This is a genomic window from Methanofollis fontis (genome assembly GCF_004297185.1).
In the GTDB taxonomy this organism is placed as follows: domain Archaea; phylum Halobacteriota; class Methanomicrobia; order Methanomicrobiales; family Methanofollaceae; genus Methanofollis; species Methanofollis fontis.
Window position 1 is genome coordinate 440185 of record NZ_PGCL01000001.1, and the last position, 21499, is coordinate 461683.

Annotated in this window: 20 protein-coding genes; 12 read left to right on the top strand and 8 right to left on the bottom strand. The window is 63.1% G+C overall.

The features are described from left to right. Entirely contained in the window at positions 1 to 648 is a 648-nt protein-coding gene (locus tag CUJ86_RS02120; RefSeq protein ID WP_130645907.1) for a Yip1 family protein, read from the top strand. Then, the gene (locus CUJ86_RS02125; RefSeq protein ID WP_130645908.1) at positions 649 to 1803 is read left to right on the top strand and encodes a COG1361 S-layer family protein; all 1155 of its coding nucleotides are present in this window, start codon (positions 649 to 651) and stop codon (positions 1801 to 1803) included. Between the two features lie 132 nt (positions 1804 to 1935). Here CUJ86_RS02125 and CUJ86_RS02130 read toward each other — a convergent pair whose 3' ends face one another. Then, entirely contained in the window at positions 1936 to 2115 is a 180-nt protein-coding gene (locus CUJ86_RS02130; protein ID WP_130645909.1) for a hypothetical protein, read from the bottom strand. Positions 2116 to 2228: 113 nt separating this feature from the next. Here CUJ86_RS02130 and CUJ86_RS02135 point away from each other — a divergent pair, with 113 nt between their 5' ends. Then, positions 2229 to 3065 (top strand): class I SAM-dependent methyltransferase, encoded by an 837-nt coding sequence (locus tag CUJ86_RS02135; protein WP_130645910.1) that lies wholly within the window; start codon positions 2229 to 2231, stop codon positions 3063 to 3065. Here CUJ86_RS02135 and CUJ86_RS02140 read toward each other — a convergent pair. From CUJ86_RS02140 to CUJ86_RS02150, 3 genes are read right to left on the bottom strand one after another with little or no spacing between them, the layout of a single operon-like run. Continuing rightward, on the bottom strand, positions 3062 to 3304 hold the full coding sequence (locus CUJ86_RS02140; protein WP_130645911.1) for a hypothetical protein: 243 nt from the start codon (positions 3302 to 3304) through the stop codon (positions 3062 to 3064). The two genes, CUJ86_RS02135 and CUJ86_RS02140, sit on opposite strands and share 4 nt — an antisense overlap. Continuing rightward, entirely contained in the window at positions 3301 to 3969 is a 669-nt protein-coding gene (locus tag CUJ86_RS02145) for a DUF2953 domain-containing protein (RefSeq protein WP_130645912.1), read from the bottom strand. The genes CUJ86_RS02140 and CUJ86_RS02145 overlap by 4 nt, the downstream gene beginning before the upstream one ends. A gap of 9 nt (positions 3970 to 3978) precedes the next feature. Next, positions 3979 to 4401, bottom strand: coding sequence for a spore germination protein GerW family protein (locus CUJ86_RS02150; protein ID WP_130645913.1), 423 nt, complete (start codon positions 4399 to 4401; stop codon positions 3979 to 3981). A 240-nt stretch (positions 4402 to 4641) separates the two neighbouring features. Here CUJ86_RS02150 and cooS point away from each other — a divergent pair, with 240 nt between their 5' ends. From cooS to CUJ86_RS02170, 3 genes are all read left to right on the top strand, one after another. Further along, positions 4642 to 6546 carry an anaerobic carbon-monoxide dehydrogenase catalytic subunit gene (gene cooS / locus CUJ86_RS02155; RefSeq protein ID WP_130645914.1) on the top strand — a complete coding sequence of 635 codons (1905 nt, stop codon included), beginning with the start codon at positions 4642 to 4644 and terminating at the stop codon, positions 6544 to 6546. Next, positions 6530 to 6955 carry a cupin domain-containing protein gene (locus CUJ86_RS02160; RefSeq protein WP_328590927.1) on the top strand — a complete coding sequence of 142 codons (426 nt, stop codon included), beginning with the start codon at positions 6530 to 6532 and terminating at the stop codon, positions 6953 to 6955. Before cooS ends, CUJ86_RS02160 begins: the two co-directional genes overlap by 17 nt. Before the next feature lie 335 nt (positions 6956 to 7290). Then, positions 7291 to 7971, top strand: coding sequence for a ribonuclease III domain-containing protein (locus CUJ86_RS02170; RefSeq protein ID WP_130645916.1), 681 nt, complete (start codon positions 7291 to 7293; stop codon positions 7969 to 7971). Here CUJ86_RS02170 and CUJ86_RS02175 read toward each other — a convergent pair. Then, on the bottom strand, positions 7961 to 9859 hold the full coding sequence (locus CUJ86_RS02175; protein ID WP_130645917.1) for a serine hydrolase domain-containing protein: 1899 nt from the start codon (positions 9857 to 9859) through the stop codon (positions 7961 to 7963). The two genes, CUJ86_RS02170 and CUJ86_RS02175, sit on opposite strands and share 11 nt — an antisense overlap. Positions 9860 to 9950: 91 nt before the next feature. Here CUJ86_RS02175 and CUJ86_RS02180 point away from each other — a divergent pair, with 91 nt between their 5' ends. The 3 genes from CUJ86_RS02180 to CUJ86_RS02190 all read left to right on the top strand — a co-directional run bounded on the left by CUJ86_RS02180 (position 9951) and on the right by CUJ86_RS02190 (position 12683). After that, complete coding sequence (locus CUJ86_RS02180; RefSeq protein ID WP_130645918.1) at positions 9951 to 11444, top strand: transglutaminase-like domain-containing protein; 1494 nt, start codon at positions 9951 to 9953, stop codon at positions 11442 to 11444. Positions 11445 to 11643: 199 nt separating this feature from the next. Further along, on the top strand, positions 11644 to 12126 hold the full coding sequence (locus CUJ86_RS02185; RefSeq protein ID WP_130645919.1) for a hypothetical protein: 483 nt from the start codon (positions 11644 to 11646) through the stop codon (positions 12124 to 12126). Between the two features lie 338 nt (positions 12127 to 12464). Beyond that, complete coding sequence (locus CUJ86_RS02190) at positions 12465 to 12683, top strand: hypothetical protein (protein ID WP_207231371.1); 219 nt, start codon at positions 12465 to 12467, stop codon at positions 12681 to 12683. Here the strand turns inward: CUJ86_RS02190 and CUJ86_RS02195 are convergent. Beyond that, a complete protein-coding gene (locus CUJ86_RS02195; RefSeq protein ID WP_130645920.1) occupies positions 12652 to 13110 on the bottom strand; it encodes an EVE domain-containing protein in 459 nt (152 codons plus the stop codon). The two genes, CUJ86_RS02190 and CUJ86_RS02195, sit on opposite strands and share 32 nt — an antisense overlap. An 84-nt stretch (positions 13111 to 13194) precedes the next feature. Continuing rightward, positions 13195 to 16323, bottom strand: a complete 3129-nt coding sequence (locus CUJ86_RS02200; RefSeq protein ID WP_130645921.1) for a DUF3427 domain-containing protein — start codon at positions 16321 to 16323, stop codon at positions 13195 to 13197. A gap of 169 nt (positions 16324 to 16492) precedes the next feature. Here CUJ86_RS02200 and CUJ86_RS02205 point away from each other — a divergent pair, with 169 nt between their 5' ends. The 3 genes from CUJ86_RS02205 (at position 16493) to CUJ86_RS02215 (ending at position 20054) form a co-directional block, all read left to right on the top strand. Then, entirely contained in the window at positions 16493 to 17071 is a 579-nt protein-coding gene (locus CUJ86_RS02205) for a HEAT repeat domain-containing protein (RefSeq protein ID WP_130645922.1), read from the top strand. 636 nt (positions 17072 to 17707) lie between these two features. Further along, the gene (locus CUJ86_RS02210; protein ID WP_130645923.1) at positions 17708 to 18481 is read left to right on the top strand and encodes a polysaccharide deacetylase family protein; all 774 of its coding nucleotides are present in this window, start codon (positions 17708 to 17710) and stop codon (positions 18479 to 18481) included. A gap of 121 nt (positions 18482 to 18602) precedes the next feature. After that, complete coding sequence (locus CUJ86_RS02215; RefSeq protein WP_165394736.1) at positions 18603 to 20054, top strand: MOP flippase family protein; 1452 nt, start codon at positions 18603 to 18605, stop codon at positions 20052 to 20054. Positions 20055 to 20263: 209 nt separating this feature from the next. Here the strand turns inward: CUJ86_RS02215 and CUJ86_RS02220 are convergent, their stop codons facing one another. Next, a complete protein-coding gene (locus CUJ86_RS02220; protein ID WP_130645925.1) occupies positions 20264 to 21397 on the bottom strand; it encodes an ORC1-type DNA replication protein in 1134 nt (377 codons plus the stop codon). Positions 21398 to 21499: the final 102 nt, after the last annotated feature.

A 21499-nucleotide genomic window follows, 5' to 3' on the forward strand; every position in this document is an offset into this window, starting at 1 on the left:
ATGACTCACCCGATTATCGAGGTCGCCCTCAACCCGGATGCCTTCTTCAGGAAGCGGGCGGACAGACCGCCCGAACTGAAGGTCCCCGCCCTGATTGTGCTGATCACCGGCATCATCGGCGGGATCGGCGCCTATATGACGACAAATCTCATCGCCCCGGCCTTTCCGCCAGAGGTCCAGGGGATCATGGGGGTTGCGGCCATTGTTGCGGCGGTGGGGGCGGTGGTCTTTTCCCTCATCGTCTGGGTCGTGATCGCTGTCCTGTTCTATGGGGTGTCGTCGGTGCTCGGCGGGAGCGGCGACCTGAAAAAGACGATCGAGGCGACCGGCTACGGCTATGTGCCGGAGATCCTGGGATCGCTGATGAGTCTTGCCCTGACCATCCAGTTCGCCTCCTCCTTCGCCCTGCCGCAGATCGACTTCAACGATCCCGCGGCCGTGACCGCCCTCCAGGAGTCGATCACCCATTCGCCGATGATGATGGCGGCGGTGCTGATCAGCATCGTCTTCCTGCTCTGGAGCGCCAACATCTGGGTCTATGGCGTGAAGTACGCCCGTCACCTCAGCCTGAAGAACGCCGCCATCAGCGTCGGTGTGCCGGTGGCCATATATATCATCTACCAGATCATCACCCTTGGAGTTGTGTAGATGAAGCGGTCCCTGCTGTTCTGTGCGGTGCTCCTGCTGCTGCTCGCCGGGGCGGTCTCGGCGGCCACCCCGGAGGAGAACGCCGCCCGCGTGACGGTGACAGGTTTTACCGTCGATCCGGCCGTGCTGATGCCGGACGATGTGGCGACGGTGACGGTGACAGTGAAAAACACCGCAGACGAGAGCGTTCCCCTGCGGAGCGCCAGGATGTATACGGACTCGAATATCCTGATTCTGGACGATCCCTACCGCACCTTCGGCTCCATCGGCCCCGGGAACCAGGTCTCGTTCACGTTTACGGTTGAGGCGGACGCCGGCGACGGCATCTATTATCCCATCTTCGTCATTGACTTCAGGGACGCCGGGTCCCTCCGCTACCCGGTGACCGTGAAGGTGGAGGAGACCGAGCCGCGGCTGGCGGTCGTGGACCGTCCGGACTCCTTCACTGAAGGCAAGAAGGAGACGGTGCGGGTGACGGTGAGCAACCCCCGCACCGGCGAGATCAACGGGGTCACCGTCGTGCCCTCGGGCGCCGGGATCGAGTCGGTGCCGACGAGTGCGTTTATCGGTGCCCTGGCCCCAGACCAGAAGTCCGAGGTGACCTTCAACATCACCCCGCACCAGGAGACCGATCTGGTGATGACCGTTCATTACCGGAACGGCAAGAACCAGCGGAGCATGGCGGCGAGCCTTCCAATCGTCTTCACCGACAATAAAAAACGGGCGGAGATCGTGGTTTCCGGGATCGAGGTGGTCCGTGAGGGCGGGATCTACCGGGTGAGCGGCGACGTCACCAATACCGGTCTTGAGGTGGCGAAGGCCGTGGTGATCAGTGTCGGGGCACCCGGCGTCCCGGTGGAGCCGAACCGGCTGTATCCGGTTGCCTCCCTGGACCCGGACGACCTCTCGAACTTCGAGGTCACCTTCACCGCCGAGAACACCACCACCGTCCCGCTGGTCATCGAGTTCAAGGACGAGAACGGGAACCTTTACCGGAGCACGACCGAGATCTCAATCGGTTCGACGGCGTCCTCACCCTCCGAGAACGAGGAGTCCCTCCCTCTCGGCATGATCGCCCTGATCGTGGCGGTGATTGCGGTGATCGCCGGGGTCATCTGGTATTCCTGGAAACGGGCGCAGCAGAACGAGGAATAGGCTCCAGACCTTTTTTTATAACCGCTCGTTTCGGGAGATGTCGGGAGGGGCGGACCCTTCCGTCACCACGCTCCCCCTCTCATGGAATACGAAAAAAGGGTGTATGTTCAGGTTCGAAGGCCCTTCCCCCCCTCACTCCTGCGCCATGATCGCCCCGATCACGATCAGCCCGAGGCCGATGAGGACCACAACGAGTTCGATGACGCCGATGAGGAATGCGATCACCTCGGGGGCGAGCAGCGAGATGCCGAAGATGCCGAGGGCCGCAAGCACCAGCCCGACGACGATCATTGCGATGCCTGTTTTGTCCATGGACGTTTTCACCAGCGATCCATTGTCGATAGGTGCATATAGGGATTGTGCCCCTCCCGTCGGTTGAGGCGGGGGCGACGGGGTTTTTTCTCATTGGAGGCCGACATACTCCCATGGATGGCCGGATCGACTGGGCGGCGGTGTGGCGGACGGCGCTGGAGCGCCACCGTGCGAGCAGCGGGTTTGCCGGGCCCGACACCCTCTGGAAGGGGAGGGGGGCCGCCCGCCGGTATGACGGCAGCGAGCGGATGAGCGAACGCGTGGACCTGAGTCTTTCCGCCCTCCCCCTGCGGGCGGGGGATGCGGTGCTCGATATCGGTGCGGGCCGCGGCACCCTCACCCTCCCGATCGCCCGGCTGGTGGATAGGGTCGATGCCGTCGAACCGTCCGGGGGGATGGCGGCGGTGCTCAGGGAACGGGTGGCGGCGGCTGGCCTCCGGAACATCGGGGTCGTCGAGAAACGCTTTGAGGACCTCGATCCCCTCCGCGACCTCGCCCCCCCCTACGATATCGTGGTCGCCTCGTTTTCCCTGGCCATGCCCGACCTCGCCGCCGCTCTTCTCAAGATGGAGGAGGTGGCCTCAGGATCGGTGCACATCTTCTGGCATGCGGGCACGCCGGCATGGGAGCGGCAGTATCTCGCCCTCTGGCCTGCCCTCCATGCCGCCCCCTATCGTCCGGTGCCGAAGGCCGAGGTGGTCTTCAACCTGCTCTGGGAGATGGAGCGCTATCCGAACCTGACTGTGCACCGTTTCACCGAAGAACGGCGTTTTTCCGGGATGGAGGACGCCCTTGCCTATTATGCCCCCCGTTATTCGGCGAAAGACGAGCGGCAGGTCGGGGTGCTGACGGCGGCGCTTGAAGAATGGCTGAATGAAGAGGACGGGGACCTGGTGATGCGGGAGCGCTCCCGCTTCGCCCATATCTGGTGGGAGAAGGAAGGGGGTTAACGCTCCAGCGCCTGCCTCGCCCGGTGCGCCGCAACGTCCACCACGTCGTCGGGCACCTCCGCCCCCTCTCTGGAGAGCAGCACCGCCCACCCCTCCCCGGCGACCAGGATCCCGACCGGTTCGGCCCGGAAAAACCCTCCTTTCCCGACGGTGGCCGAATATGTGCGAACGATCGGCACGACCGCCCTCCCTGCCGCCAGGCGGGCCTGGCCGACCTCGACGCCCTGCTCCTCTTTCATCCTTCACCCCGGACCAGCGGCCAGACGGCGGTGCGCACCGGCGCCGAGAGAGCGAAGAACGCCGCCGCCACGAGCACGCTCAGCGGACGCTCGACCAGCAGCGCCCCATCCGCCCGCCCGGCGACCTCGCCGCCGTTGAAGAGGGGGTCCATCGCCACCGAGAAGGGCGTCGCCCACAATGCACCGTTTGCCGCCTGCACCATCCCGTAGAGCGTGCCGGTATCGGCGGGGTCGTCCAGTCCGGCCCTGAACCAGACCCGCCCACACCCGATCCGGCAGCGGGCGAGGAGGTAGCCGAGCAGGTCCAGGAAACCGGGCAGCACCGCACGCGCGGCGGCGAGCGCCTCGCCGGGGGCGATCCCGGCCCCTTCTTCCTCTTCCGGTTCTGCCGTTTCTTCTTCCTCCACGGCTTCCTCCTCCTCGCCGCTGATCGGGACTGAGAAGAGCACCCGCCGCCCCAGGGCGACCCCGGCACTGAGGGCGCCCTCCTCCATCAACAGCCTCAGGGAGAGCACCGCCCAGCAGAAACGGCAGGACCCCCGCCATTCACCGGCGTCAAAGGATCCGGAGAAGCGGACCTCGAAGGGGACGAGCAGCAGGGCGTACAGAGACAGCGCTAGGAGCGCGAGAAAAAAAAGGAGTACAGGCAGGTCGCCGCCGCCCATGTCAGCGTGTTACTCCCCGCTCTCTTCCGGGGCCTCGACACACTCCTCTTCGGCGCAGGTCTTTTTCATCTCGATCACCTTGCCCGCGATCCGCTCCACGGTGGCCGGGAGACTCTCGCCGATGGTCTCGATCACCTCGGACAGCTGCCCCTTCTTCTGGAGTGAGTAGATCTGGACCCCCTCGGGCCCCCGCACGTCCTTGTGCACGACCAGGAGGGCCACCGGGTGGACGCCTCCACCGGCACCCCCGCCTCCGCCCTCTCCCTCACCCTGCTTGCCGCTGCCGGACCCGGCACCGAACCCGAAACCGAAGCTGGCGATCGAGAACACCACCTTGTCGCCGAGGTCGAGGGGGTCGCCGATGATCGCCTTTGCGTTGATGAAGTTGCGCAGCTCGCCGGCCGTCGCACGGATCATTTCATCGCCTGACATCTGGTTCACCAGAGGGGTGATAGTACCGGACCCTATAAAAATATGGCGTTTTCAGCCAGGAAGGGTTTTTCGATCCTTTTTTCTGCCATCAGCGCCTCTTTCAGCCGTCGATCATCTTTCTGATGGGCCGGTGGAGGATACAGGTGATGACGGGCAGGCCGACGATCTCCTCTGTGCCGGTGGTCGGGGCACGACAGATTTAAGCGATTCGGCCCATATGGGGATGCGGGGGAGGACGTGATGGAAGAGCGGCGGGTATCCTACCATGAATCGGTGCGGTCGATGTACGAAAAACTCCACGAGATGGGGATTTCCAATGTCTGGGACCGGTATGAGGCGCAGGGGATCGGCAACGACCCCGACCGGCGGTGCCGGTTCTGCACCGGCGGGATGCGATGCGATTTCTGTTCCAACGGGCCGTGCAGGGCCGATGCGGAGACGGACAAACGGGGCGTCTGCGGCATCTCGGCCGACGGCATGGCGATGCGGATGATGCTGCTGCGGAATGTGATGGGGGCCTCGACCTATCACTACCACTGCGAGGCCGCGGTCCGCACCCTGCGGGAGACGGCGCTGGGCACCTCGCCCTTCCGGGTGAGCGATCCCGAGAAGCTGAAGGGGTTTGCCGGGCGCCTGGGGCTGGACACCGGGACTCCGATCGACGAGCTCAGTCTAAGGCTTTGCACCTTCGTCGAGAACGATTTTGCGCGGAAAAGCCATGAAGAGAGCCGTATCGTCGATTTTCTCGCCCCGGCCGAGCGGAAGACGGTCTGGCGGAACCTCGGGATCTTTCCGGGCGGGGTCTACGGCGAGATGATGCGGGCCACCTCCTCCTGCCTCACCAACGTGGACGGCGACTACGTGAGCCTGGCGAAAAAGGCGCTTCGTCTCTCGGTGGCGACGGCCTACCAGAGCCAGATCGTGCTGGAATACCTGCAGGACGCCCTCTTCGGGACGCCGGCGCCGCACTGGATGCGGGTGGACCTGGGGGTGCTCGACCCTGACTACGTGAACGTCCTCCCGAACGGCCACGAACCCTTCCTGGGTTTTGCCCTGGTGGACCTGGCCCGCATGCCCGAGTGGCAGGAGCGGGCCGTCGAGGCCGGGGCGAAGGGGCTGCGGGTGATCGCCAATATCGAGACCGGGCAGGAGATGGTGCAGCGCCTGGACATGGACGACGTCTTCTGGGGCTACACCGGCAACTGGATCATGCAGGAGGCGGTGCTCGCCACCGGCGCCGTGGACGTCTTCGTGGCCGATATGAACTGTTCGCTCCCCCTCGACCCCGTCTATGCCGAACGCTTCGGCTTCCGGATCGTGGCCGTCTCCGAACTCGTCGGGCTGGACGGCGGCACCGAGCATATGGACTACGACCCGGCGCGGGCGCGAGAGACGGCGGCGGCCCTGCTCGAGATGGGGATCGAGAACTTCCGGCGGCGCCATGGGACGGTGACGCCGGTCCGCGGTCTGCCCACGCGCCAGGCGGTGGTCGGGTTCTCGCCGGAGAGCATCGCGGCGGCCCTCGGCGGCGGTCTCGAGCCCCTGCTGGATGCGATCAAGGACGGATCGATCCGCGGGGTGGCCGGGCTGGTCTCCTGCACCAGCCTCCGGGATTCCGGGCAGGACGTCCACTCGGTGGCCGTGGCCTCCGAGCTGATCGCCCGCGATGTCCTGGTGCTCTCGATGGGCTGCGGCAATGCCGCCATGCAGGTGGCCGGGCTCTGCACCCCCGATGCGGCGGGCCGCGCCGGTCCGGGGCTGAAGAAGGTCGCCACCGCCCTCGGCATCCCGCCGGTGCTCTCGTTTGGCACCTGCACCGACACCGGACGATGCGCCGACCTGCTGGCCGCCATCGGCAAGGCCCTGGGGGGCGTGGCGGTGCCCGACCTCCCGGTGGCGGCGGTGGCCCCGGAGTATATGGAGCAGAAGGCGACGATCGACGCCATCTTCGCCCTGGCCCTGGGGCTCTACACCTATGTGAACCCGGTGCCCACCGTGACCGGGGCGCCGGGGCTGGTCCGCCTCCTCACCGCTGACCTGCGTGAGATCACCGGCGGCGTGCTCGCCCTGGAGGGCGATCCGGCGGCGGCGGCCGACGGCGTGCTCGCCCACATCGAGGGGAGGCGGAATGCCCTCGGGATCTGAGGAGAGGCTCATGGAGCGGGTGATCGATCCCCTCTCCCTGGTGGAGTATCAGGAGGGTGCGGTCGTCTCCCGGGCCCTGGTGACGAAACGGGCCGGGACGATCACGGCCTTCGCCTTTGATGCCGGGCAGGGGCTTTCCGAGCACACCGCACCCTATGACGCCATCCTGCAGGTGCTGGAGGGGACGGCGGATATCACCGTCGGCGGGCGGGATGATCATCATGCCGGCCGGCGTCCCGCACGCCCTGCAGGCGCCGGAACGCTTCAAGATGCTGCTCATCATGATACACGAATAAAAAAAAAGGGCTACGAAGGTGTCGGGAAAACCCCTGCCCCAGGCGGGTTTTCCGATCTTACTGGTCGGCCCCGTGATACGCCCTCTCTGCCTGATGATCGTCAGCCGTTTTGATCATCGGACAGGACCCCCACGGCATCGTGCCCTGTGAAAACAGGCCGGCACCCGTGAATCGACCGTCTTTGTCACCCACAGTTCCTGTGCCGTAGAAGACCTGTGGGTCCGGTCTCTTCGGGCCTGTTTTCAGTGGACATCTGTTCGGCCCCGTTATGACGATATCTCTGTCGATCTTCACGGTTTTCAGCCGTTTCAACCGTTGATCTTATCGCCACCGGCAGCAGATCCGGTCACGTCCCCCCTGAGGCAACGCCCCTATGGCGCCGCAAATATAAATATATTTTCATGGATCTGGCCGGAACCCCTATTGCCTCCCCCGCCGAAGGGGGGGCATGCACCGGAGCCTGGTCTGGCATGAGGTGGGGGTGGAGGGGAACCTCGCCCTGCTCAGGGGGGGCCTCGCAGAGAAGGCGGACGCCCTGGACGACGGGCGGGAGCGCGATCTCCTGCTGCGCTGGCACGGGGCGGTCGATGCCGTGCTGCGGGGCATGGATGCGATCGGCACGGCGGTCTGCCCCGTCGTGGAGCGGGACCTCGGGTTTTCGATCGAGCGAAAAGAGATGTTTGTTCTGGCGTTTTTCCAGCCCTCGACGCGGAACCTCTTCTCTGAGATCGCCGTCCATTTCCGGGAGGGGGGGTGTGCCCTCTCCCCGGCAGACCTTGACGCCATGGCGCACCTCCCTGATGCGGCCGAGGTGCTGGCCTGGATCGGGGACGCTGCATTGAAGATCGGGGTGCTGCCGGCGATCTGGAGCCCGCACCTGGCCGATGCCGCTGGCCTCTCTGAGCGGCGGAAGCACTACGAGAGCAATGCGAATATGGGGCGTCTCTGCGACCGCTGGGGGCTGTACGAGCACCGGATCCACTTCGACCCGCCGGTGCCGAAGGGGGACACCGCCCACGTCAAGGGGACGCTCGTGGAGGCGGTGCTCGGGATCGTCTTCCTCCAGCGCGGGCTGACCGGGGTGGCGGAGGCCGCCGCCCTGCTGGAACCCGCCGCCCCTATACCCTGAACAGGAAGAGGTTCCAGAAGTTCGCCCACCAGGCCATCATCAGCAGCCCGATCACGACCAGGGTGTAGTGCGCCCGCTGCCTGAGCGTCCACCAGCCGTTTTTCCAGGCCGGGACCAGGAACAGGGCGGCGGCGGCCGAGAGGAGGACGGCGACGACCGGCACCGCAAGCGCCGCGGCGAGGGCGACTGGCGTCGTCCGCTCCCACATATAGGCCTGGACCAGGGCCGGGTCGCCCGCCGCCGCCGGCAGGAGGAGGTATGTGAAGAGCAGGAAGAGAATGGCGGCGCTGCCGGCGACCGCCCGGGCGCAAGACGGCAGGGGCGTTTCCCCCTCCCCACCGTCGCCGCGGAATCGGCGGACGACCGCCGCAAGGGGCCAGAGCAGGGCCGTCAGCAGCAGGGCGGTGGCCGCATATTTCACGCCATCGGTGAAGGGATACGTGGCATAGGGGGGCACCTGTTCGAAGGCCATGATCGGGACGTTTTCGAGACAGAGGAACTCCACATCGCCGCTCTCGCCCTCCCGGAAGACCAGGTCGCCGGCATAGGTCTCCGTCCCGTCCGCCCGCCTAAACACGCCCGGTTCGACCTGGACGTATACCACGGGCGCCGCTCCGCCGCGCTCCATCAGCACCGTCCCCTCATCCCCGGCGACGACCGCCATCTGCTCGGGGGGGGAGAGGTAGAACTCAAAGGAGCGGTAATTGTGCCGGGTCGATTGGTAGGTGCCGGCATAGTGCCGGACCGGGGTCGTGACGGTGCTCTTCTCCTCCTCCACCCCGTCATCCGGCCAGAAGCGGTCCACGAATGCCATCAGGAGGTCGTTTCTCGCATTGTTCCCGCCGGCGCTGTTGTAGGAGACGAAGAACCCCGCCTTTCTCTCCGGGATGATCGCCAGCAGGGAGTGGAAGGTGTCGGTGTCCCCGCCGTGGACGATGATCCGCTCGCCGTTGATATGGTTCTCGTAGAAGCCGAGGCACATGGCGCTCACGCGGGGGTCGTTGGAGAACGCCGCGGCGTGCATCAGGCGGGCGGTGTCCGCCCCCAGGACCGCCGAACCGTTCTCCATGTGGGCCGAGAGGAATGCCGCCATATCGGTCGCCGTGGATGCGATCGTCCCGGCCGGACCGATGACGAAGAGGGTGTCCGGGACGGCGATGTTCTTCCCGCCGAGATAGTGGTAGCCGGAGGCGGTGGCGTTCTCCGATTCCGGGGATCTGGGATAGGAGAGGATGGTGTCGGTCATGCCGAGCGGGGCGAGGATCCGCTCCTCCACGTACTGCTCGTACGGGATGCCGGTGACGTCCTCCAGGACCACCGCCGCAAGTGTCGTGCCGTAATTTGAGTAAGAGGTGACGGTGCCGGGCGGATAGACGAGTGCCGGTATGTTCTCCCGGCAGTAGGTGCGGAAGGGGTAGAGGTCGGCGGCGTCCCCCACGGCGAAGTGGACCTCCTCCTCCTCGAAACCGGCCGAATGGGTCATCAGGTGCCGCATTGTCACCGGGTGCCCCGGATAGGTCTCAGGGATCGAGAAATCCTTCAGGTAGGTGTTGACGTCCTCGTCCAGGTCGATCGCCCCCGCCTCCACCTGCTGCATCACGGCGGTCCAGGTGAAGAGTTTGGTGATCGAACCCACGTGCACGAGCGTCTCTTCGGGGTCTACGAGCGTTTTCGAGGTGATGTCGGCGTAGCCGTAGCCCCGAGCATGGACGATCTCCCCGTCGTCCACCACGACGAGCGACGCACCGGGTATGTTGTATTCGGCCATGCCCGCCGGGACGGCCCCGTCGAAGAACGCCGCCACATCAGCCGGATCGGCGATCCCGGCGGCGGCGGGGCATGCGAGGAGGAATAGGAGGATGAGGAGGGTGGAGGGGGGGAGTCTCATGGTTGGATCCTCTGCCCCCCGGCATTTATAATGATTGAAATCGCCGCCCCGTTTCGATGCGCTTTTCCCTCACCGTGGCCCACCACCCATCATGTGCCCGAATCATCCCGCAATTCTCCTCCTGCTCCTCCTCCTCTGCGGGGGCGCCGGCTGCCTCTCCGCACCAGACGGCGGTGACGGAGACGACCTCTCCGTCCGGGCGGCGACGGAGATGGCCGACGGCAACTACCGCACGGCCGCCGACCTCTACGAACAGGCGTATGCCCGCTCCCTGGCGGCAGGGGATGCGGACGGCGCCCTCGCCGATCGGAACGGCATGTTCCGGGCGACACGGGCGGTGATCGAGTTCCCGTTCAACCGTTCGGCGGCGGAAGCGGAGATGCGGCAGAAGGTCCCGAACCTCACGGCGCCCGAGATGGATCAATGGCTGGACGGGCGTGCCCAGACGATCCGCTCCGACGGGGAGGTGCTCTACTATGAGAACATCGCCATCGACTTCCTGTATGCACACCCCGAACGCCTCCACCCCATCGCCGACAGGGTGGTCGATTTCGACTATACATCCAGGTATGCCCTGGCAGAGGCCCAGGAGGGCGCCCTGCCGTACCGCAACCCGGTCAGGTATGCCGGCACCGAACGCCTGGACCTGCCGGCCGATTCCCTCCCGGTGAACGGCACCCTGCGGGTCTGGTTCCCCCTCCCCCTGGAAACCGACTCCCAGCAGGATGTCTCAGTCGCCAACCTCTCCCATCCCGAGTATATCGTAACCGGACCGGTGACCGAGGGGCGGATCGGCTACGTCTATTACGAGGTCCCCATAGAGGCCCTGGACGGCGACCTGGTCATCAGCGCCGATATCGCCTTCACCTCGTACGAGCAGATCTTCGAGGTCGATCCGGCCTCTGTCCTGGACTACGACACGAGCGACCCGGATTATATCCTCTACACCTCCTCCTCCCGGAACATCGAGGTCACGGACGGGGTGCGGGACCTGGCGGCGTCGATCGCCGGGAACGAGACAAACCCCTGCCTGGCGGTCCACGCCGTCTACCGCTCTATCATCGACACCTACCCGTACAGCCAGGTCCCGCACGCCTCCCTGGACACCGTCGAACCGAAGGTGGCGGAGTCGTCCTACATGCTCGCCACCGGGCACGGCGACTGCGGGACCCAGAGCATGCTGTTTGCGGCGCTCTGCCGTTCGCTCGGGATCCCGGCGAGGGCGGCCGGCGGCTACCAGATGCTCCTGGCGGAGACGCCGGGGACGCATTTCTGGGCGGAATATTATATCGAGGGATATGGCTGGGTGCCCTGCGACACCACGGTGGCGGAGATCGCCGACTGGGTGGCGATCCCGGAGGAGGAGCGGGAGCGCTTCAAGACCTACTATGCCGACCGCCTGGACCCGGCCCGTCTGGTCATCCAGACAGATGTGGATGCGCCGATGGACCCCGCCATCCCGGATGATGCGGTGGTGTTCAGGCCGGTCCGCCAGTTCCCGGCGGTCGTCTGCGACGGGGCGGCGGCGGACATGGATGTGCTGTCGGCGGAGCACTTCTCCATCGATCTTGCGGCTGAGGGATAGGTGCGCAGAGGGCCCTTCCCCGGCCAAAATATTTTGTTTTGTATATTTCCTGCCCGAATCATCGCCCTCTTCTCCCGCCCCTTTGCAGTGCGGCGACGGGCGTGCCGTGCCTTCATAAGAAGCGCATAAATAGGATTGATTTTCCCCTTTCGGCGCCATAGGGTCCCATTTATATCCCCCTGCGCTCACCGTTCCATTGGTGCGGGAGATTCCCGCACACGAGGAACAGAACATGAAAGAGAACCATGCAGGCCCCCCCGGAGAGGGGGGTGGAAACGAACGATGCGGCAGCCCCCATGAACCCCTGTGCGCCACCACCGGATCAGGGACCGCCGCCCGCGACGAGACGAGCACCGCCGGTCCGGTGCCCCTCTACCTGCTGCCGATCGCCCTCTCGACCGAGATCCGCCGTTTCGGCGGGACGATCCGGGAGGTGCTGATCCGGCGGGGCGGGCGCCATATGTATGCGATCACGATCCGGCGGCGACGGTCGAGGCGATGGGCTGGAAGCAGTTCACGATCCGCATGCTCCAGGAGGCCCCGGGGCTCTCCTATCACCAGACCTGGCGGATCCTGCACGGCTACAACAACGGCGGCGCGAGCACCACTACGCCTTCGACCCGGCGGCCTACCGCCGGTGGGCGTCCGGGGGGCAGATCTGGATCGATCCCGACCCGCCTGACGATGACACTTTTGCACCCCGTTTGCACCGAAGTTGCACCGGAGAAGTGCAAAGATCGGGAACGGAGGAGCGGGCTCGGACTGTAGATTCTAAAGAGAAGAGAGATCTCTCTCTCCTATAATAGTACATTGCACTCAGATGGGGAAGCACACACCCCACCCGATCCCCCCACGTCTGCGGGTGGGTGTGTGTGCGATCTGCGCCAGAGTGCACATGACCGGGATGATCGGGGTGATCAGGGCGGGATCGAGGATCCACCCAACAGGAGCCGCCCGTTTGTTTACACTCCAGGAGTGCACGCCGGTGCAAACAGGTGCACAGGTGCAAACGGGAAGTAGGTGACGACCCTCCCCGGCGTGCTGGACCACGCCGATTTCTCGCGGGTCTCGACCGATCTCGGGCGCTGCTCCCTCTGCGGGGAGGGGCGGGCGGCGTTTCGCTCTGCGGACGGACTGACCGTGCTCTGCGAGGGGTGTTATGCGAGGGCGGTGCGGGAGTGGAACGCAGGGAGGGTGGTGGTGTCCTTCAGTCCCGCGGCGTCCTGGCCGCCTTCATGATATAGGAGTGGTCCTCCTCGGTGATCGCCCGCATCGTCTGTCCTCCGTTCTGCCCGGACCACTGCTTTTTGTCGGCGATGAACGCCATGCGAGGGATCAGGGGCTCGAACTCCACCGGGGGTTCGAAGACCTCCACCGTCTTCAGCCTGACCCGCAGCGGGAAGACCTCGTTCCCGAGTTTTCTGGGAACGGTGAAGATCGGGGTGGTGTCATGGGAGACGCCGGAGACGATCTCGAAGCACCCGATGATGGCCGGGGGGAGGGTGGTCTCCCGGTCGATCGTCTTCTGCCCGACATAGAGGAGCAGGGTGTCGCCCGGCCTGATCCGGTTGATCTGGTTGATGTCCTTTTTTGAGACGCCCCAGACTTCCTTTTTCATCACGATGTCTGCGTTCTCACGGGTGGAGGTGCCGATCCAGCGGGTCATTGGTTCCCATTGTATCCCCTGTACGGAAAAAAGTATCCGGATGAACACCTGGGTGGTGGGGGTGGATCCGATTGGCGCCCCTTCCTACCCGATCACCGTCTTGTTCGCCCGCACAAACAACCCCGGCGGCATGGGGCGGTCGAGTTCCCAGAGGATGCTCATGGGGCGGGTGCCCTCATGGGAGACATAGCGTGCCGTCCCGAGGAAGATGTAGGGCTCTGCCAGGTTGTCGACCTTTTTGAACTCCCGGACAAAGAGCAGGATCCGGTTGCCTCTCTCCTCGTGGTGGATGTAGCGCTCTCCGGTCGGCGAGGATGCAGATGTGGTGCTCTGTGATTGCCAGTGAAACAGGGATTCAGAGACGGCATAATCCTGGTACATGGTGGTGGGGGAATAGTGCTCCTCGGTCTTGTTCAGGGTGATAAAGAAGGCATCAATCTGTTTGTCCCGGAGATGGAGCACGCCTTCCCGACTCCCCTGTGAGGGTCTGGCGTCCAGGGTATGGTGCCCGAGGGCAGAGAAGATCTGGTCCCGTGTGTAGGTACAATGCACCTCCAGGGGTGAATCGAAACCCAGATCGACCGATTCAGGGATGAACTCGATCTGCTCAAAATTGTAGTCCAGGAGATCGGACACCTCGTTACGGATCCATTCACTCTCCACAATATCTGAGAAGAGGGACGGGATATCGTGGGTTTCTGGTGGAGAGGTGTGGATGGAATAATAGACCATCGCGAGCATCCGCCTCTCGGCATCGGTGAGGGTGTCATAGGAATACCCGAACGGGTCTTTCAAGAGGTCCTGAATGAAGCGGATCAATCGTGGTGAGTCGATGGTGCTGAGGTGCAGTGCGGCATTTTTTGTGAATGCGGAGTCTGCCCCGTCCCCGTCTTTACACACCCCTGCCTGGCATGCCAGGGCGGTGAAGGTATCCTTTCTATAGATCTCCCTCGGTGTTATGGCGTGGTATGCCATGAAATTTTTCAGGGTGAGGGGTGTGCCGGTCCTCTCTTCAAATGCCTGGATGGTGCGGATTAACGAACGCCGCGTGGTGGTTGCCGTGGTGATATTCTCAAGCACCCGCTGTTGTGCCACCTTTTCGAGATGGATATGGCACCCTTTTGGGAGTTCAAATGAATTTTCCCGGACCTGCATGATCAGGGGTCTTTCGCTTGTGGAGAGGAGTGCCATCATCTTCTCCCCGAACCGATAATGGACATTGTGTCGTCCGACAAAGTCGAGCACGGTCAGGCACTCTTTACCCTCTGCAAGCCTCAGTCCCCGCCCGAGTTGTTGCACAAATATCGTCAGACTCTCTGTCGGACGCAGGAAGAGGATCGTGTTTACCTCAGGGATATCCACCCCCTCATTGTAGAGATCGACGACAAAGATGAAGTGGATCTCCCGTGATTTCAGGCGGTTCTGGATGGAAAAGCGCTCTTCTCTTGGACTCTCGGCACAGAGCGATGCCGAGGGGATGCCTGCCCGTGTAAACGATTCGGCCATAAACCGTGCATGATCGACGGAGACACAGAAACCAAGGCCGATGGTATCGTCGATATCGCTGATGTACTCCAGTAATGCCTCCTTGATCCGCTCAACCCGTTCTGTATTCCCGGTATAGAGTTCATTGAGTTCACCGGGCTGGTAGCATCCGCGCCTCCAGGTCACCGAATCCAGATCCACCACATCGGTGATCCCGAAATAGTGAAACGGTGAGAGGAGTTTCCGGTTGATCGCCTCGGGCAGGCGGATTTCTGCGGTGGTTCTGCCATCAAAATACTGGAAGATGTCGAGATCGTCCATCCGTTCAGGGGTGGCGGTGAGACCGACAAGGACCTGAGGCGTGTAGTGGGAGAGGAGACGCTGATAGGAGGGTGCCGCTGCATGATGGAACTCATCGATGATGATCACATCATAAAAATCGGGTCGTGTGCGCTGGATCAGGTCCCTGCTGTTGAGACTCTGGATGGACGTGAACAGATGCTCGATCTGGGTGGGTTCGTTTCCCCCGACCAGGAGGTCCCCGAAATTGGGGTCCTTGAGGATCCCCCGGAATACGTTGATGCTCTGCTTGAGGATCTCCTCACGGTGGGCGACAAACAGCAGGCGGGGGTAGTGCCCCGCTTTGGACGTGAGATCTTTGTAGTCGAATGCTGATATGACCGTTTTTCCTGTGCCTGTCGCTGCAACGATGAGGTTTTTGAAATTGTGATGGAGTTCTCGTTCGGCCTTTATCTGTTCGAGGATCTCCTTCTGGAAGTGGTAGGGCTGGATATCGAAGACCGTTGTTACCCCGGAATCGTCTTTCGTCTCTTTTGAGAGGGAGCGGATGAGGTGGTCTCTGCTCGCATCGGTATAGGTGATGAACTCTGGATCATTCCAGTAGGTCTCGAAGGTTGCGTCGATCTTTCTGATGATATGCGCCGAGTCCTGCTGCGTCACCTTCACGTTCCATTCCAGACCGCTTGTGACCGCTGAACTCGAGAGGTTCGACGAACCGATGTATGCGGTAGAAAATCCGCTTTTCCGGTGAAAGATGTAGGATTTTGCATGGAGGCGGGTCCTCTCGGTGTCATATGATACCTTGACGGTGGTGTTTTTCAGGCGAGAGAGGGTCTCAACCGCCTTTATGTCGGTTGCGCCGATATAGGATGTTGTGATCACCCGCAGGGTGCCGTGTTTGACGAACTCCTTTAAATCGTCGATGATCAGGCGAATACCGCTCCACTTGATGAATGAGATGAGAAGGTCGATGCGGTCCGCACTTCTGATCTCCTTTTTGAGCTCATACACGAGTCCGGGTTCCCTGGGGGACCCGGTGAAGAGACTGCCCTGAGAGATGGAGGTCTCGGGTCGGGGGATGGTCTGCTGATCCAGGGTTGTGGAAAGATCAGGGTCCAGGATGGCGAGCAGGAGTTCGGCGTCATCGGTGATTTTGCAGTGGTGGAGGTGATCGTCACCGATGACATCGGCAAGATGGGCGACGATGCCATTGCAGATGGCGATCTGATCTGCCAGGGACCGATGTTTTTCGTCTGCGGTGCGGAGGGCATCTTCAACAATCGTATGGATATAGCGGGAGAGGATGGACTGGGGATCATAGTGCCCGATGGTGTCGGTGTACCATCTCTGATCGGTTCTGAGCGAGGATAGTTTTGATTGGAGATATTCGTTGATTAATTGCTCATAGATTCCAGGAAAAAGTTCCATGAGGTTCTATTTTTCGTGATTGATATATGAAGGTGGTTGTTTTGTCTTTTACCGATCCGAAACCTGAAATTCTGACTGTTTGGTGGGAGTTCCCCTTCCTGCCCCCTGAAGAGAGATCGCTAATCCCTGGTCCCCATATATTTATGACAGATCTCGGAGATGTGGCGACATGGCCGGCATTCTCGGGGGGTTCCTGGAATCCTGGAAAAAGAAGCGTGCGGAGGCGCAGGAGAAGAGAAAAGACCTGGATGAACAATACGCCAGAATAACCGATAATGTCGCCAGGCTGAAGAGCAAGGATCCGGAAACACGAAAGTCCGCAGCGATTGAAGCACAAGCATCTCTGGTCCGGTGGTGGGATCACCATTATTATTACAACCTCATCCCGCTCATCTCCGATCGGGACCCAGAGGTGCGAAAGGCGGCGCTCCAGAGTTTTCGTGAGATGATGCATGAAGATTACAACAGGTTCTCACCGCCGTTCGTCGGATTGGGCAGTATCGAAAATATACCCACGGAGTTAATTGTTGCTCATTTCTCAGAGGGAAGACGGGCGTGGAAAGAATCGCCCTATTTTCCGGCCCACCAGATGGCGGTCGATTCGATCAGGAGGCTGGTCGGTCGGGAGCGTGACGGGGAGGTACTGGCCGAGGCCCAACAGACACTGGAACTCGGGCTCCGTCTCATTCATGGTGATAAGTCGCTGCTGAAATCATTCGATATGATGGAGATGCGGCGGGGCTGGTAACGTCATCTCTGTGGGATCGAACTCCCTCATCACACGGCCGGGCTGATACCCCCTACTGATGTCCGTGTGCATGCCCATTTCTCTCTTTTTCCAGAGGTTCATCATCAACGATCAGGTGCATCGGGGAAGGCCGGGGAGACCTGCTTCGGCTCCATCGAGAACAACAGCGTGAACAGAACGCCGGAAAGCGATCCATCAAAACCATTCAAAAAACCATTTCAAGGCAGGCCTCCTGCGACAGATGATGGAGCACAGCGACGACGAATTCACCATCAGGGAGTCTTGTCGGCATTCTGCATCATCTCACGGACGATATGGGCTGGACTCCTTAAAACCCCTGAACCGGGCTACCTGAAATACGAAAACCCCCACCAACACTCCATTTTCCTATCCTATCAAAATCTTCGCTCCAGAATCCAGAGAAAACCGCAGAAAAGCGCCTTCGCCCCCCTGATCAAAGGGGCACCCCTCCAAGGGCGCCGGGGGTCAGGGCGGCATGGAGATACTATTATATAGGGAATATCTGATCTCTGTCGAGTGCGATGGTGCCGGCGGGAGGTCGGGTCTCCCCCCCGACCACGGAGCGAGACATTCGAATATGCGCAAAGCAGGCGGTTGACGTGAGGAGATAATCTGATGCCGTTCACATTCCGGCGCCCTCCCGGCCCTGTTGTCGTCATGTACCACTCCGTCACCGCACACGCACCCACGGACCCCTTCGCCGTCTCACGGCAGGACTTCGGCGTCCAGATCGCCTGGCTCCTGGAGGCGGGCTACGATATCGTCCCCCTCCCCTCCCTGGTGAAGGCGCTCGCGGCCGGCGACCCCGCCCTCCGGGGGCAGGCGGTCGTCACCTTCGACGACGGTTATCAGGACGTCCTCGAGGAGGCGGTCCCGGTGCTCGAAGACTTCGGTGTCCCGGCCACCGTCTTCCTGGTCACCGGCATGCTCGGGGGGCGGGCGACGTTCAACTGCCACTCCCCCGACGCCCGCCTGATGGACGAAGACGACGTCCGCTCCATCCGTTCGTGCGGCATCGGGCTCGGGAGCCACACCCACTCCCATGCAAACCTCCCCCTGCTCGAGCCCGGAGCGCTCCGGGCCGAACTGGAGATGTCTCGGGAGGCGCTCATCGGGCTCGGGGAGACCTTCCTCTCCCTCTCCTACCCCTGGGGGAAATACGCCGCCAGGGAGACCCGTGCCGCCAGGGATGCGGGATACGCCTGCGCCCTGGAGGTGAACTCCCGCCCGGCCGCGGGCTCCGACCCCTACAGCATCGCCCGGTTCGGCGTCACCAGGGACCTGGACCTGAAGGGCTTCTCCCGGATGATCGCCCCGCCGTTCACCGACGTCCTCACACGAAAGGCGAAATCCGCCTCAAGGCTCTGTAAATTGCATTTCGGTCTGTGAATATTCAAATTTCAGTGTTCCGTCGCTGGGACTCCAGCACAATCCTTAAATAGCATCGTGCGCTCTACACTGCTCGCCACCCGGTTGCACCCGGGGGGTGTGCTCGGAGGGGGGGATCCGATTGAGCCTTGAAATCCAGACCGTCAGGGGGATCAGCTGGTCAGGCATATCGCAGGTGGTATCCCAGGGATTCCAGTTTCTCGTCAAGATCCTGCTTGCCCGCCTCCTCGTCCCCGAAGATTTCGGCATCCTCGGGATGGCGCTCGTGTTCACCATGCTCATCGAGACCGTCAACGACGTCGGCCTGAGCGCCGCCATCATCCAGAAAAAAGGGATCACAGAACGGCACCTCTCCACCGCCTTCTGGGTGGGCCTCGCACTCGGTGCCGCCCTCTTTGCGGTGGGCCTGCTCGCCTCCCCGTCCATCGCCGCCTTTTTCGGCGAACCCCTGCTGGCACCGATCATCGTCGTGCTCTCCCTGAATTTCATCTTCGGGTCGTTCGGCATCGTCCACAGGACGCTGCTGATGAAGCGGATCGACTTCCGGAAGATCGCCGCCACCGAGGTCTGGACGGCCGGTATCGGGGGCGTCGTCTCCCTGGTCCTGGCCTTTCTGGGCTATGGCGTCTGGAGCCTGGTCTTCGGTTCGGTGCTGGCGATTCTGGGGAGTTCGGCCCTGCTGTGGGTGCTCTGCCCCTGGCGTCCGCAGAGGTCCCCGGACCGGGAGAGTTTCCTGGACCTCTTCGGCTACGGCAGGAACGCAATGGCCTCGCAGGTCCTGGGCTATATCGGCTCGAACATCGACTATTTCCTCATCGCAAAATTCCTGGACGCCACCTCCCTCGGCCTCTACACCCTCGCCTTCCAGATGGCCGTCTTCCCGTTCAGTCGGGTCTCCCGGATCATCGGGAGGGTGACCTTCCCGGCCTTCTCGGCCATCCAGGACGACACCAGACAGATCATCCGCGGCTACCTCAAGACCGTCAGGTACACCTCGCTGCTGACCTTCCCCATGCTCGCCGGGCTTGCCGTCGTCGCACCGGTCTTCATTCCCCTCGCCATCGGGGAGAAGTGGGCGCCCATGGTGCTCCCCCTGCAGATCCTCTCCGTCTACGGGATCCTCAAATCGGTCGAGGCCAATGCGAACCCGGTGCTGATGGGCATGGGCCGCCCCGACCTCTATGTGCGCTATGAGATCCTCTCCCTCCCGACCATCTCCTTGGCGATCTATCTGGGGATGGGCGCCGGCATCACCGGCGTTGCCGCCGCCGTTACGCTGGCGTTCTGCGGACTCTTCTTTGTCATCCAGACCATCGCCAACCGGATCATCGGGCTGAATTATGCCGCCCTCGCTGGCGCCCTCCTCCCTGCGGCCGTCGGGTCGGGGGTGATGGTCGCCGCCGTCCGGGCATTCCTGATGATCAGCGAGGGGTGGATACCCGGCGGTGTCGCTCTCGTCTCCGCGATCGTCCTCGGGGCCCTTGTCTACACCGGTGTGATCATGGTGGTGGACGGCGGGACGGTGGAGGAGATGAAATCGGTCATACGCCGGATCTCCGGGGTCTCTGCCTGAAAAAACCGTCAGAAAGCCGAAATGAAGGCACGTCCCGACACCCCGGGACCGGACGGCACGCCTGCCAGAGCAGAAGAGGATGTATGAGGCATCCACCAGACCTCTGACAGGTATTCTCGCCTGAAGGATCTGGTCGATCGACAGTGGCGTGAGCGGCAACCATGGATGTTATGACGCCAGAGTGGTGAAACTGGACCCCGCGTAGGGCGTCACACCGCGAATGCCCCCTCCATCGCCTCCTCCACCCCTTCCCCGGGCAGGATCATCCGGCTGTTCCCCCGTCCCCGCCACATCACAATGTCCACCAGCCGGAGGTGCTCGAGTTTGCGGAGGCGGCTATAGAACGCCGAATAACTCATCGCATCCCGGTCGCAGAGGCGCTCATAGACGGTCCCGGATCTCGTCTCTTCCTCTCCCTCCCGCCAGATCGAGAGCACCGCATCGAGCACCTCCCGGTCGGCGGCGTCCAGGGAATCGACGGCCATCTCCAGGCGGAGGTGCCGGGATGCCGCATGGGCGGCGTGCACGTCCTCCGCCGTCACCGCCCTTCGCCCCGCCCTCTCGGCCGCTCCCGCCGCCCGCCGCACCATGTCCAGCCCCACCCGGAGGTCCCCACAGGCGTCCGTCCGTTCCGCCATCAGGTCAAGCACGGCCGGCGGCACCACGCCGGGGTAGAGGCCGGCCCGGATGCGGTCGGCGAGGATCCCCCGGATCTCCTGCCGGGAATAGGGCGGAAAAAAGACTTCGGAGGCATGCAGCACCGAGAGGGTCGAGGGGGTGAGGCAGCGGGAGAGGTCGGGGTCCATGCCGGAGAGCGTCAGGAACACCCCGGCCTTTGTGCCCGGATACCCCTCGTGCATGCGGAGGAGGGCGGTGAGCACATCGTCCAGCACGCCGTTCGGGATGAGTTCGCCGGCGTCGTCCAGGCAGACGACGAGCACCGCCCCCCGCCCGGTCAGGTTGTCTGCGATCCGCTCCGTGATCCGCCGGAGCGGAACGCCGGCATCCGGGAGGGGGTGACCGGAGAGGGCGGCGTAGATCCGGGCGAAGACCGCACGGGGCGTCTGGTCGCAGTGGCAGGGGATGAGCACCGGCGCCACCCGCTCGCAGACCTCCCCGACCCCGGCGAAGATCCGGTGGACGGCCGTGGTCTTGCCGGTGCCGGGCGGGCCGCGGAGCACCGTGTTGAGGGGGCTGCCGCCGTCCAGAGTGGGGCGGAGGGCGAAGGCCAGTTCCTGCATCTGGGCGTGGCGGTGGTTGAAGGTCTCCGGGAGGTGGGTGACCTCGAAGACCTCCGGGTTCCTGAAGAGCGTCTGGTCGGCCATGAGGGGGATGGATGTCATGGTGAGTCCATCCATCGGGCAAGAGAAAAAGGGGAGGCGGGCGGGGGGTGAAAGTGAATGTGGTGGATGAACAGCCCGACGGACTGGAGAGAAGAGCGTTCA